The organism is Lachnoclostridium phytofermentans ISDg, from assembly GCF_000018685.1.
Taxonomy (GTDB): domain Bacteria; phylum Bacillota; class Clostridia; order Lachnospirales; family Lachnospiraceae; genus Lachnoclostridium; species Lachnoclostridium phytofermentans.
Genome location: NC_010001.1, coordinates 1,178,902 through 1,193,199, shown reverse-complemented (window position 1 = coordinate 1,193,199; position 14,298 = coordinate 1,178,902). Strand labels below are relative to the sequence as shown.

Annotated in this window: 9 protein-coding genes; 1 reads left to right on the top strand and 8 read right to left on the bottom strand. The window is 35.1% G+C overall.

What is annotated here, in order from left to right; all coding sequences use genetic code 11:
• Positions 1-101: 101 nt before the first annotated feature.
• The 6 genes from CPHY_RS04965 to CPHY_RS04940 form a co-directional block, all read right to left on the bottom strand.
• A complete protein-coding gene (locus CPHY_RS04965) occupies positions 102-1,277 on the bottom strand; it encodes a glycoside hydrolase family 88 protein (protein WP_012198963.1) in 1,176 nt (391 codons plus the stop codon).
• A 72-nt stretch (positions 1,278-1,349) separates the two neighbouring features.
• Entirely contained in the window at positions 1,350-2,402 is a 1,053-nt protein-coding gene (locus CPHY_RS04960) for a glycoside hydrolase family protein (protein ID WP_012198962.1), read from the bottom strand.
• A gap of 61 nt (positions 2,403-2,463) precedes the next feature.
• Positions 2,464-4,716: a polysaccharide lyase 8 family protein gene (locus tag CPHY_RS04955; RefSeq protein ID WP_012198961.1), complete on the bottom strand. Its 2,253-nt coding sequence runs from the start codon at positions 4,714-4,716 to the stop codon at positions 2,464-2,466.
• Positions 4,717-4,831: 115 nt separating this feature from the next.
• Positions 4,832-6,466, bottom strand: a complete 1,635-nt coding sequence (locus tag CPHY_RS04950; RefSeq protein ID WP_012198960.1) for an extracellular solute-binding protein — start codon at positions 6,464-6,466, stop codon at positions 4,832-4,834.
• Between the two features lie 67 nt (positions 6,467-6,533).
• Complete coding sequence (locus tag CPHY_RS04945) at positions 6,534-7,418, bottom strand: carbohydrate ABC transporter permease (protein ID WP_012198959.1); 885 nt, start codon at positions 7,416-7,418, stop codon at positions 6,534-6,536.
• 13 nt (positions 7,419-7,431) lie between these two features.
• Positions 7,432-8,391 (bottom strand): ABC transporter permease, encoded by a 960-nt coding sequence (locus CPHY_RS04940; protein ID WP_242657966.1) that lies wholly within the window; start codon positions 8,389-8,391, stop codon positions 7,432-7,434.
• A 236-nt stretch (positions 8,392-8,627) separates the two neighbouring features.
• Between CPHY_RS04940 and CPHY_RS04935 the strand changes: the two genes are divergently transcribed.
• The gene (locus CPHY_RS04935; protein ID WP_012198957.1) at positions 8,628-10,928 is read left to right on the top strand and encodes a helix-turn-helix domain-containing protein; all 2,301 of its coding nucleotides are present in this window, start codon (positions 8,628-8,630) and stop codon (positions 10,926-10,928) included.
• A gap of 476 nt (positions 10,929-11,404) precedes the next feature.
• On the opposite strand, the gene CPHY_RS04930 is transcribed toward CPHY_RS04935, so the two are convergent.
• Complete coding sequence (locus tag CPHY_RS04930) at positions 11,405-12,019, bottom strand: hypothetical protein (protein WP_041703209.1); 615 nt, start codon at positions 12,017-12,019, stop codon at positions 11,405-11,407.
• Positions 12,020-12,817: 798 nt separating this feature from the next.
• Positions 12,818-14,203, bottom strand: a complete 1,386-nt coding sequence (locus tag CPHY_RS20610; protein WP_012198955.1) for an SIR2 family NAD-dependent protein deacylase — start codon at positions 14,201-14,203, stop codon at positions 12,818-12,820.
• Positions 14,204-14,298: the final 95 nt, after the last annotated feature.

Below are 14,298 nucleotides of genomic sequence, written 5' to 3'. Positions count from 1 at the left end.
TGGAGTATGTGAATATGTTTATACTTATACTTCAACATAATTATAGAGCCAGAAAAATTACTATTGTAATGTCTTAACCAAATAATTTTAAGAACATCTTCTTACCAATACGGTTTCCAATTCTTATGAAGTCTTACTAGTGCCTCTAGGAAAAAGTAGTCACCCCATGTATTACATTCATCCACACCACGATTATGACATGGATTGTTTGGGGAATCTTTCGCATAAGTACCATGAAGGAGTAAGCCATTGGATAAAGCAGTATCTGTTACTTGACAACGATCTACTAATGCTTTTAATATTTTTTTCGCCATTTCAGTGTAATATAAGGAATCTTCGTTGGTCATATATTTTGCCATTTCAAGCATCCCACAACAAGCTATCGCTCCGGCAGAACTATCTCTTGGTTCATTGCTTCCTGTATCAAAGTCAAAATCCCAATAAGGTATCAAATCTTCTGGAAGATGTTCTAAAAAGTAATCCGTAACCTTTTTAAATACTTCTAGATACATTGGATCTTTTAATTTCTTATAACTAAGGGCTGCACCATAGATTCCCCATGCCTGTCCTCTTGACCAGGCAGAACCATCTCTGTTACCTTGGTGAGTAACACCTTTCATAGGTTCTCCTGTCTTTGCATCAAAATAATAAGTATGATAAGTAGAATTATCTGGTCGTATTACATAATTCATGGCTGTTTTAATATGAGCTTCTGCTTTCTCACTATATATACTCTCACCTGTTACTTCTGATGCCCAAAATAGTAATGGCATATTTAATAGGCAGTCTATAATTAGTCTTGAATTATCACTTGCTCCTATTTCACCCCACGCTTGAAAATATTGCCCATTTTCAATAAAACGTTCCATTAGATTATCTGCTGCCATTATAGCAGCTTTCTTAGCTGTTTCATTACCTGTTAACTGATAGGCAGCTACACAAGAAGGAGAATATAAGAAGCCCATATCATGATGATTTACATCTACCTTTTCTATTATTCTTTTTAGAAAGCTTTCAACTTGTATATTACCTGCATGTTTTAATTTCTCATGTCCCGTCATTTCGTAAGCTAGCCATATTTCCCCCGTCCAAAAACCTGTGGTCCATTCCACATTTTCTGTTTTTGGATAAAACATATTATTACTATTAGAATCTGGGAAATGATTCGTAAATTCATCTAAGTTATGTAATACTAATTCTACCGAAATATCTAAAGACTTTTTTACCTCATCCATTGTAATACTTGAATATTTTTCTAATTCTTTTAATGTGTGCATTAACTTAACTCCTTCTCTCTCCAATAAAAGTTATACTCTAACATGATTGTTCCATTTGAGTCATCATTATACTTATTCCTCAGCACGCAAAGGGATCGCCATATTCCAGGTTCGTGTGCATTCCATAAATCCTTCCCCATTTTTCCCGTCTGAAGTGGCAAAAAAAGCACAAACAGGTTTACCATCCTCCATTAATAAAAATGGGCGTTCCAGGTTGCCCATCTCACGTACGATACCGTCATCCCACAAAATTGAACGGCTGTAGAACAGAGAATCACGTTTAAGAATCCATTGTATGCCGTCATCAGAAAAGGCATAAATTCCTCCCATTTTTTCGCCACATACATTTCCTTTCATATCTTTTGCCATCAGGTTGTATCCATCTTTGTCCATCCAAATGAACGGATCTTCCATTTCGAAACCTTCTCCATTAAAGAGAGGAATATCAAGCATCTGACTAAAACCCTCTGTGGGACTCTTTGATTTTACCACACCAAAGGACATATTTCCATGAAGGAAAGGGGCGTCTAGCGAGGACAGGTAAGTCCGTGTTTTGTAAATCATGGTACAACCACCATCCATATCAATACAGGGTGCTGGATTAGAGGTAAAAAAGTTATCAAAATATTCGGGACGAGGGAAGAGAATTGGATTATCACTGCGTTTCCAAGGTCCGAATATGCTTTTTGACGTTGCGACTCCGATGCGCTTGTTGGCTCTAGCCACCACCGTAATATCATCCTCATGCTTAAGTTCAGAAGGATTTTTTAGCTCCGGGAAAGGATGGGTGCTTCCCATATAGTATAAAATATAAGTATCGCCACATCTGGTGATGTGAGGATTATGCGTACTACGCCCGTCAAAGTACTGCGGTCCTCTCGCAGGAAGAACCACTTCTTGAAACTTGTATGGACCAACCGACGTATCTGAAACAGCACGAACAATCTCTGATGCCACTAACCAACCGGGATGCATGGGATAATCCATACTCCACCTTGAAGCGAACATATGATATTTTCCATCCTCCCCTCGGATGACGCTGCTGCACCATACCCAATATCCATCCATAGCAAATCCACCCTCCACTGGGGCGGGAAGCATCAAATCTTTTAAAGTATTTTTCATTTTTCGCCTCCATTTATATAACATTTGTGTAAAATTTCATTAAACTTTGTTTGAGGTTGAACTATAACTCATTTCTTTTTTTGCTATATGAATAGAAGCCTTCCCCTTGTTTTCCCCTGAATAAACCATCCGGCATCTTAATTACCACTTCTTGTTTATCATGTCCCTCACGGATAACCGTTACGATAACTTCCTTCAATTCCGGTTTCTGCTCTGCGTCACACACAGCTATCCTGTACCCATCTTCCTCTTGCTGTAATAAAAGAGCACATGGTTGGGACACCGTTATTTCTATGTCCTTCATTTTCAGTGTTTTTTCACTATCAAAAAATACCCCTTCCACTACTGAAAAATCATTCTTTGACACTGCTTGCAGTCTTTTTGAATTTTCCAATACCATTACATTTTCATATTTTTTATGATTGATACACATGAAATATTCATAGGAAGCATTCTGAGGGTTTTCCCCGTGGTCCACTATAATTTCAAATACAGGATATTCTTCCTCTTTCTCACCCTCATTCATGTAATTTAGATCTTCCCATGCTGTTTTTCTTTTTTCTTTTGTTATGCAAATCTTACTATTTTCCTGTTTTCGTATTCCATATAGAATTTTGTCATTTTCAATAAATACATATCCATCCTTTTCCACAGGTTCTGTATCATTGCAAAGGAGTGTATTGTTTACAGTTGTATGTACTTCTCTTCCATGTTCAGGATGGATATCACATATACCAGCTCCAAGACAATAAATTGTATCTTCTATAATAAAATAGGATTTATACGCCTGTATTCCACACATTTCTACCGTAAATTCTTTACGGATTACTCCTGCACCGTCTGGTTCTCTGATTTCATCTTTCTCATATATAAAACCACACAATCCATTTTCTCCTATAGAAACTCCTGCAGCAAAGTTAAATTTACTGCGATAACCATGCCAGTTAGTCTCTGTCAACAGTTCACTATTTGGTATAAAACGTTCTGTGACTCCCGGAAGATGGGCTACCTGCCAAGTTCCCATCACATCTTCATACTCTTTTCCTGATACAAGGACAGTATAAGAGCCATCTGCTGTATAATAATTTCTTTTATCTGCCATTATATCTGCAAATTCCACACCATCACAACGGCTAGATGCCATATTTACGTAAAAATAAAAACCTTTATTTTTCTTTATTAAGTCATCATTATTCCAAAAATAGCGGACTCCTTTATACAGTCCATCCCTACATGTCATCTCCAAGGACAACTTTCTTTCCAGAAGCATATCCACTTCCCTTCGTTCCTCCTCTGTCAAGTAAGCACTAAAATAGTTTGCTAGATACTCTGCCATATGTACCGCTAATTCATCCATTGTCTTCTTCTTACTCTTATCTCTTAAAAATATATTTCTTGTTTGCATTGGAGCAGAGAAACTACCATAAGCACTCCATGTAATCCCACGTATATAAGAAATCAGCTTGGAGAAATCTGCATATTCTAATACATCTTCAAATGGAGTTCCAACAATATAGGATAAAATATTAAGTGCCTCATTCAGTCCGTCCGTTGGATATCCACTATTATATGCTTGTTTACCATGCCCCCAGCCAAAACCGTCTGCACATATTCCTTCCTGCCAGAATGCATCCTCAATTACGGCCTGAGAAACGGCACATATGGAACAAGCCGCTACCTGTGCAATTACCTGCATCATATCGATACTTTTAAATGCCAATGCTGTATACAATACCGGTCTATAGGTAAGCGCATTTCCTCCAATCCACCATACATGCTTCTGAAAACGTTCCACGCTTACCGGATTCTTATCTGTCTCATCATTCCTCACAGGTAATGAAAATGTTTGATATGCAACCCTAAGGATTTCCCTACGCGCCCCCGCTTCCAGGGGATACTGTTTTGGTTTAGCTTCCCCTCTTTCCATATCTGGATACAGCATAAAAAATAGATTCAGCGAGGCCACAGGAAAACGGAAAATGGATTGATGAAATCTGCTTGCTCCCATATCTTCTCTGTCCGCTTCTATTTTGCAATAATATTTTGCCGCAGAAAGTACAATACTTTTTAGTCCCTCTGGCCAGTCTATCCCTAATTTCCAGTGATAGTCTTCTGACAAAAATGCCAGTCTTTGAAGTGCTTGTACTGCATCATCAGGAGAGTCTCCCAAATCAGAGAATCTACCCTGAGCTGTCAATGTATGAATAAATTTCTGCTTATCTTCTTCTTTCCCTATATTCCGATATTCATGTGTTCGAAAAGGCTGCATCGCTGCTTTCTCGCACATTTTGCTCATTGCTTCCTGTTTTGTCATTGTACAATCTCCTTACCAAAATAATTACTACATTCATCCCATATAGCAGACAAAGCCTGCACAGTACGTATTGCCGTTCTGTGAAAGCTCTGTCTATTTCTTGTTATATTTAACCTTAATTTTTTGCTATTTCTGCATTGATTTCATTTAGAATTTGTTCTCCACCCATGGAGTTAAACTCCTTTACAAAGGTATCAAAATAATCAACGCTTTCTTCGCCTGTCATTATCTTAATATAAGCATCTAGTGTAAAAATCTTCAAATCAGTTAAGTACTGATTTGCTGCCTCTGTTGCTGGTACTAAAATATCCTGATATCCAGGTGTCTTATACTTATCACTAAAATCAAATACGTTTTTGCTCAAGCTTCTATCAAATTCAGTGTTAGTTCCAAGCATAAAAACCCCAACTCCATCTTGTATATATTCGGATGGTTTCGTAAATGGTTCAAGACGTCGTACACCGCCTTCTTCGGTTTTCTCATAGTGTGTACCTTCGATTCCCCAGCCTGCTAATAGCGCATATTCTGGATCTGAGGAGTATGCTTCAATCATGGCTAGTATTGCATCTACTTTTCGTGGATCCTCTGCACATTTTGTGGTTATACCAAATCCAGAAGGGCTGAAAGCTCCCCAAGTGTGTGTCCCTGATTTTCCTTCTGGCCCCTGAATTGCTGGTCCTATGTTAACAGTTTCTTCCCATTTTGCATCTGGATTCATTGCCACAAATCCCTCATAACATGCTCCACCCTTTTTTCCTTCTTCTACTGGTGGCGCCCAGTGCGAAGCCAATGCCATTCCTGTCACTCCCACTTTTCCATTTTCAAATGCTTGTGAAGTTGCCCAGTATCCAGCTGTATTCTCTCCTGTGATGAATTCTGGATCAATTAAACCTTCCTTATACCACTTTTGAATTGTAGCAAGTGCCGCTTTCATCTCCGGCTGTGTACACGCAAATTCAATTTTACCATCTTTTTCTGTAAAGAAAAGATTCTGCGCTCCTGTCCCTCTAAATTCCTTCAACGGAATGGCACCGTAAGCACCGAATACTGCATTCATAGCTGTATTGGACATTCCATAGGTATCTTTTACTCCATTACCATCTGGATCATTGTTGCGAATAGCATACATGGCCTCTTCCATTTCATCAATAGTAGCTGGTATCTTCTCTATGCCAAGATTCTTTAACCAATCTGTTCTCCATACCAAAACAGTGGGATATGTTCCAGAAATAGAAGGTGTTTTAATCGCATACCTCTTACCATCATAATATGCATCAATAAGACCATTTCCTTCTACATTGGCTTCCTCAACCTGTTTTGTAAAGGATGGTATCTTAGCCAACATTTCATCTGTAAATTCTGCAAGAATTCCCTGTTTTACATAAGTTGGGATATTGGCAGTGTTCTTTATTTTCATGACATCTGGCATATCTCCTGAAGATAGTTTTGCACCAAGAATTTCATCCCACTTCTGGTCATCCACGTACCAAAATTCAAATTTAACATTAAACTTTTTCTCAATTTGTTTTACTATTTCAGTATCTGTATTCGGTTGCGAATATGTATTATATGCCAACCACTCAATAGTTACAGGTTCTTTAGAAACATCTTGTCCACCCTTATCTACTCCTTGTTCTTCTACCTTGGAATCTTCTTTGTTGCTATTTCCTCTAGAGCAACCTGTCAAAGCTCCTGCTGCTAGCACGATACTCATTCCCATCGCTGCTATTTTCATCCAATTTTTTCTCATATAATCCTCCTTAAGTTAATTTATTCTACAGATTTTCACCTGTATCATACATTGTCTTCCATACTATTTAACCTTTCACTGCACCTATCATAACCCCACTTGTAAAATATTTCTGAATGAAAGGATAGACTATAATAATAGGAATAATTGACACCATCAGTGCCGCCATTTTCATGCTATCCGTATTAACAACTACATCTACAAGATTTATATCTTGAACCTGACCATCAATTAAGATTCTCTGTAGCGTATATTGTAAAACATACTTAGATTCTTCTTTCATATACAACATACAGTCGAACCATGAATTCCAATGTGCCACGATGCACCATAGTGACACGGTTGCAAGACATGGCTTAGAAAGTGGAATAATAATCTTAAATAGTATGGTGATATCATTAGCACCGTCAATTCTAGCTGATTCCTCCAGCGAATCTGGAATGGATTCAAAAAAGTTCCTGACGATGATAAGATTGTACGCACTCATGGCACCTGGAAGTACCAATGCCCATATGGTATTTGAAATTTTCAACCAATTATTTATCAAAAGATACATAGGTATCATACCGCCAGAAAAATACATAGTGAAAATAACAAATAAAGTCCAAAACTTTCTATGGGGAAGATATTTTTTAGCCAACGGATATGCGCCCGTAACATATAAAATCATACTGATTCCTGTTCCAAGCACTGTTCTCATGATTGTATTGCCATAAGATGTCCAGATTGTTTTATATCTCAAAATACTTTTATATCCGTTTAGGTCAATTTCTTTCGGAAATAAATGTAGCCCGTAAGAAGATGCTACATGAGCAGGACTTAGCGAAATTGTAGCAACCTGTAAAAACGGAACTATTGTAATAATAGCAACCCCCAATAATATTGCATAAACTACAATATCAAATATTTTATTATTTATCCGTGTACGATATTTATTATATTTTTTAGTCATCTGATTTTCCTCCTTACCATAATGAACTTCCGCTCAATTTTCTGGAAAAGAAGTTACTTGTCGTAATCAAAATCAAAGCTATCACATTTTTAAAGAGTCCTACCGCAGTTGCATATCCATAATCCATCTGCTGTAGACCTACCCTGTAAGTATAGGTTCCTATTACATCTCCCACTGACATTACTCTTGCATTTAGCATGTTATAAATCTGATCAAAATCATCATTCATAACCCCTCCTATAGCAAAAATAAACATAATAATAATCGTAGGTATAATACATGGAAGTGTCACATGCATTATCTTCTGAAGCCGCCCTGCTCCATCCAAATCAGCCGCTTCGTAAAGCTGTGAATCAATCCCCATAATTGCCGCCATAAAAATTACACTCTGCCATCCACAATTTCTCCAAATACTAGATAATACAACAATTGGGCGAAACCACGCTTTACTTCCCATAAAAAATATAGGTTCCCCACCAAATTGCTGAATCAGATAATTTACCATTCCAGTAGAGGGTGACAACACCTGTTGCACAATTCCGGCTAGTAGAACCCAACCGATAAAATGTGGTAAATAGGCAATCGTTTGTACTCCTTTTTTAAACCATTTACATCGTACTTCATTTAATAAGATACTTAGAATGATAGGCATCGGAAATCCTACTATCAACTTGGCAAAACTGATAATCAGCGTATTTCTAAGCACCGGTAGAAAATAAACCCCGGTAAACAACTTTTTAAAATTAGCCAACCCGATCCATTCACTTCCCATAATCCCCTTTAATGGATAGAACTCCTTAAAGGCGATGATGACACCATACATTGGAACATAATGGAATATAACAAAATAAACTATAGTCGGTATTAATAGAAAGAATAAATATCTGCATTTATAATATTGCTGCAAGATACTAATATCCTTCTTTTTTCTCTTTTTTCTCTCCATTTTTTCCATCGACTTCACTTTCGACATCTCTGGCTCCTCCTTTCTCGTCTGCTCTGCCATTATCATCCTGACAACCGGATTCGCCAATATAAAAAATAATGATTGAGTAGTAATATTTTTGATTTTCTCCATTTTTACTGTTTTTTCTGTTTTTTATACCTATGAAATATATGATTCAAACATAAAAAATTTGATTCTAAGTTCATTATATAGAAAAATGTGTTATAATTTCTGTCTATACTAATCTACTTAGGAGCATAATTATGATATCTATATCCATGAAAGAAAAAATTCTTTTATCATTCAAGAAACATAATTTTTACTATCGCATTCTTCTTCCATTTTCTATCTTCAGCATTACTATAGTCTGCCTAATGTCAGGAATAAATTGGTACCGAATAGAAAACGAATATAATAAAAAGATTATTGAATCCAACCAACAGTTTCTAAAGAGGGCTTCTCAGCTAAGTGATCAATATCTTTATGGTAATTTCACTTCCATTTTAAATAGTTCTTTTTTGGACGGTTTTAAGACTTCAAAAATGGACCGTTTTATTACATATGGAGATAGACTAAAACCTTCTGAATTTCTAAATTTACACCAGAGTATAACTAATATCTGTGCTCAAAACTCCTCAGTAATTCAGGTTTCTTTATATCAGTATGCATCAGACCTTTATCTAGATAGTTTTGAAGGTCTTGTTTATAATGCTTCCAAAAGACCATTGAATAGTGATCAATCACTTAAGAATTACCTATCCACCATTTCCGGGCATGAGAAAGGGATTCTTTACTACACTTCTGGTCCCAATTCTTTTCCTGTAAAGAAAATAGTTATGCTACGTTCCGTTCCCTTATATACCAATTTTACAAACGGAAGTGGATTTATTGCAATTACTTTGGATACTAATAGCCTTTGGGAACAATTAAATATGTCCACTACCTCCAAAGATGATTCTTTTTTTATTTTAGACTCTGAAAAAAAGCTTCTCTTGGAAAAAAGCCCATCCTCTATTTCCTATGAATATCTAAAAAGTGTGTCGGACTCCACCGAAATTTCTGCATTTTTAACTTATAACGGTATTCGTTACCGTTTGGATGAAATTGTTTCTGAGGATTCCGGATGGCATTATATCTCCTGTGTCCCAATAAATATACTCAATGCAGAGGTTAGAGCACAGCATCAGCTTACTCTTATGATTACACTAATTTGCATCCTTCTTTCACTAGTTATCGTTCAAAGAATTTCAAGTAAAGCCTATCAACCGATTGTAAATCTTCGAAATCGTCTGGCAAAAAATTATTCATCTATTGAAAGCAAAGATGATCTTTCTATAATTGAAGGAACCTTTTCTTTTTTGGAGAATCAGGTAGATGATATACAGAAAATGCTCCATAAAAATAGCCAAGTCATACTCTACAAACTTTTTATGGATATTCTCAATAAAAAAGAACTTTCCGATAGCCAACTTTTACACAAGTTAGAGCTTAGTGGAATTCATATTACCCAAAGTAATTATTGTCTGCTTTTAATCGAATTTGATAAACATGTATTCTACAAACTTTCTCTTGAACAACGGGAATATTTGATTACAAAGTCCGATTCCCTACTGAAAGATTTCCTTAGCGAACCTATCATTCAGACCGCAGAGGCCCAGCCTGATAATCGAATTGCTATTTTGCTAAATCTGAATCCTGATAATTATTTATCACTTACAGAACAACTAGAGCTTCTTCCAGACCATTTATTTGACATTTTTCATATAAAAATAAATCTGGCGTTCTCCGCTCCTGTTCTCTATCTTTCAGAAATATCCAAGGTGTATTCTCGAATTTCCGAATACATGAAATATTTTTTTCTTTTCGGCTATGGGAATATATTTACAGATGAACTGATCCACAAACTTGATAATACTTCCTATTCTTTTTCACTGCAAGATTACCAGCAAATCGAACGAATGGTGAGAAATGGTACTCCGGATGAATTTTCATTTCTTATGGAAAGTTATCAACAAATCATAGAATCAGGGGAGTGTTCCTATCAGGAAGCGAACAATTTTTTAATTCAGACTTACAGAATTGCATTTAATATAGGGAAAGAGTTGGGGTTATTTGATGATCCACATAAAAAAGATCAAATATTAAATGATTTTAATCATGCAATAAACTTTGCACACTCTATTGAGTGTATCTGTCTGGTCGTTCAGATGTGCCATGAATTTCTTAATGAAGAAGTTCTTAATGCGGATTCTTATTTTATCCAACAGATACTTGAGTACATTAAAACTCATCAGAAAGAAGAAATTTCCCTCTCTTTAGTTGCTCAAGTTTTTCATGTCAGTACCGGACATTTAAGCCGCTTGTTCAAAAGTGTGACCAACCAGAATTTTTCAGCCTATGTTATAAACATTAAATTAGAAACTGCAGCTGAACTTCTGAATAATGAACCTGAAAAAAGTATTTCAAACATAGCTGCTGAACTTGGATATTATACCCCGGCTTATTTTACTAGATTATTTAAAGAAAAGTTTGGCGTTACACCTTCTCAGTTTCGTAAAAAGTAATCAAAATAAAGGACAACCGTTAATCGTTAACTAAATTTGGTACATTCTTAATGCAACCAACGTAAAAATAGACAATATATCTAATAGAACTCCAGATATATTGTCTACATTCAACTCGTATCGCATAATAAACTATTCTAATAATAATCACACCATAAATTCCAATCCCAATACATCTAGATTCATCAAATAGATATAACTTTATCTCTATTAAAATACAATTCTCTTCTTATACAATTTCGTAGCTCTATAAAACTCTCCGACATTTATGGTACGATTCACCGTATCGTGTTTATAGGAGAGTTGTACTGATTTTACTTCCCTATTTATTCTGTTGAATCAGACCGTAGGTCTATTAAAGTTCCCCTTCTATCTAAAATCATTTCAAATTAGTTATTGACATATTACCAAATTGCTTTCCTATTTAACTTACACTATCACAGAAATTGTGATAAGGTAATAGCGGTAGAACATCACTAAATATGTAATCTAACCAATGTAGCAAATAACCAATAATAATACAAACAGTTTTTTCTCCATACGTCAAGCCGCTTTTTCCGAACAAAAAATTCATCTTCATCTAGAGCTGCTACGTATGATAATCGATTACTTAAATTCCCTTCATATATAACACTCTTAGATAGCATCGTTTCTAATTTATTAATGGTGATATTATTGTTTAACTCTAGTAACTCTAACATAAAGCTAATACACGTATGGGTATCCGGAAGCTCCACCTGTTTCTTCAATGGGTAAGTTAAAACAGACAAAATATTATACCTTGTCTTAGTTTTTCCATAGTAATCAAGCTTTTCCTTGATTCTCTCATAATGTTCCTCAGCTACATCATACTGACATATCTTTATTGCGATATCTTTTCCCTGGCATAAGTAACGATTCGAATACTCTGGACCAAACCCTCCAAGAAGGGATTCGTAATAATTATATCTAGCAAATGAATAAACCTCAGATATATATGGTTCATGTGAAAATGCGATATGATTATATCTTCCTCTCGTGAAAAACCGAATTAATTTTCCTGATTTGAAATTTGACGCAATAAACACTATATAAATTTTTTTCATCTTCATCGTACCTTACAATAATTTTCAATAGTTAGAACTCCATAATAATGTAAAAACATAAAATTATCAATACTTTACTCTAATATTTATTTTATTTCTAAAGGCAAGATAAAATTATCTAAAATCTTTTACAATATAGTTGCAAAAGTAATGCATAGGTTTCATAATTTGGGGTATCGCGCATACCTTCTGCTAACAAGCGTAATAGGAAATACGTCTTCAATAAAAAGATCTTAATAAAATGCAATCTTTTCAAACTTAATCCCGTATAAATTCAATGTGTCTTCAAATTTAAAAATCCCATTATTTTCACATAAGAATTTTTCGAATAACTTTTGTGTTTTTTCTAAGTTTGTGTTTCCCAAAACTTTATCTAGAAATTCCATCCATTCATCAATTGATAAATTATAATGAAAATCATTTGCCAATTCAAAATCTACTGTAACCCCAACAACTTGATTACAATTATCTGTCCAAATTTTATAGTCTACTATCTTTGAAACTTTAAGTCATTCGCCATAAATATAACCCAAGCTTAACCAGTTGTCACTGTACAAATATATCACCCTTTTTCAATAGAATAATGATGTTTCTGATTTGAACAAAATAAACATAATGGGAAGTTTTAGAATTCCTCACAAATTGGAATTGTCTCTACTTATATTTTCCCAAGCAGCGAAAACTCTTTAATATAATAAAATTCTTTATGTTCGATTTGCAGTCAAAATATTTATCACTTTCCTAACTTCCATTGCTATTCAGCTCGTCCATCTTAAACATTAGACATAATTCAACTACTAATGATTATTCTCTACCCTTAGGTACATTAACGGCAACTGCACTCTTAGCAACTATTCTTAATAATTTGTTTGTTTCATCAACAGTTATGGTCATTCCGACAGGTGCTTTTGCACTGATGTCTTGCAGTTCGCCACTAACCTTATCATAGATGGAATTCAAATAACCGCCAAACTTGAGGATGTACTTTTCGGCACGATACTCAATACCTTGAATAATTATCATACCCTCTTGCTTATTTACGATAATGTTTTTTGGAATATCAAGAGAGTATGCCTGTGGATATCCGTCAATGACAACATTACTTACCTCGTTTCTATCAATATTGAATTCAGCATATATGGATTTGCCGTCTGGCATATCAACTTCGGCACGGACTACATTACCATCTAATTGAGTTACTACGTCTCCGCACTTGATTAGCTCATTTGAAGAAACACCTTTTCTTGTATCTGAGCGAATCCAAGTTTTACCCGTTTGCGAAGGATTCTCATGTAAATATCTCCCCATTGTTCTTTGATATAATTGTGGATTGATAGTTTCCGCAATATAATCAAGTAACACCTTAAGGCACTCGTGTCTTCCTTCCGGATATATAATAGCTTGTGTAAAATATTCATTTTCCAATTGTAATCTTCTCTCATCTACAGCATTACCCTCACAAGAGATAATAGCATAATTTTTCATACCCGATTGCGAAATTTGGCACAACAATTCAATTGGTCTATCTTTAGTTATGCTACAACCTAAAAATAACATCTCCTTACTCATAAACGCCTGGCTTAATGCTTGAATTAAATTTGGATCTGTATATTTAGTTTCATATTGTTCTTTTGTTAAAATAATTGATGTGTCAGGTTCAGCAATATCTCCATGAATTTTATACAATAATAATTTACTTTCTCTAAGCGCACGATTAAGGGATTCATAATGTTTAGGGTGCGCCACTGTTATAACTTTTTCATGCAATGTGAATATTTTTTCAATTACCTTATCATAATTAGTTGTTATTAACAATCCATTTTCAAATATTATTGGTAACAGATATACCGGTTTATCAACAAAATCGATTGCATTTCTAAGTAAATGTTCTTCTCCAAAAGTTTTTATTAAGTGGTCCCCAAATGTAATTTTTCCCATTTTACAATATAAAAAATCTGCTTTTTCTTCAAGGCTAAAAGAATCATATTTTGCTTTCTCATCAATCTTGATATATTGCTCAAACGTACTATTAAGAAAGCCACTCCATGAGGGATAAACCCCTTCAAACAATATCGACATACCAGCTCCTATATACGGTATAATTCTTTGGGATTTAATTCCTTCAATTAAGCTATCAACATTCTGTTGATTGTATGGTGCATTAAATGAAATAATGTCTTTTAAGTTCATAACTATCTCCCTGATTCTTAACTCATATAATGTAATTTAAATCGAATAAGCCCTATAGTCTTTATTAACGCCTTATACAGCAATCTAATACTTTA

Excerpts from the sequence above, each read along its gene's own strand:
- CPHY_RS04955 (WP_012198961.1), bottom strand. The coding sequence starts at position 4,716 with ATGACAAAACAGGAAGCAATGAGCAAAATGTGCGAGAAAGCAGCGATG.
- CPHY_RS04960 (WP_012198962.1), bottom strand. The coding sequence starts at position 2,402 with ATGAAAAATACTTTAAAAGATTTGATGCTTCCCGCCCCAGTGGAGGGT.
- CPHY_RS04945 (WP_012198959.1), bottom strand. The coding sequence starts at position 7,418 with ATGACTAAAAAATATAATAAATATCGTACACGGATAAATAATAAAATA.
- CPHY_RS04935 (WP_012198957.1), top strand. The coding sequence starts at position 8,628 with ATGATATCTATATCCATGAAAGAAAAAATTCTTTTATCATTCAAGAAA.
- CPHY_RS20610 (WP_012198955.1), bottom strand. The coding sequence starts at position 14,203 with ATGAACTTAAAAGACATTATTTCATTTAATGCACCATACAATCAACAG.
- CPHY_RS04950 (WP_012198960.1), bottom strand. The coding sequence starts at position 6,466 with ATGAGAAAAAATTGGATGAAAATAGCAGCGATGGGAATGAGTATCGTG.
- CPHY_RS04965 (WP_012198963.1), bottom strand. The coding sequence starts at position 1,277 with ATGCACACATTAAAAGAATTAGAAAAATATTCAAGTATTACAATGGAT.
- CPHY_RS04930 (WP_041703209.1), bottom strand. The coding sequence starts at position 12,019 with ATGAAGATGAAAAAAATTTATATAGTGTTTATTGCGTCAAATTTCAAA.
- CPHY_RS04940 (WP_242657966.1), bottom strand. The coding sequence starts at position 8,391 with ATGTCGAAAGTGAAGTCGATGGAAAAAATGGAGAGAAAAAAGAGAAAA.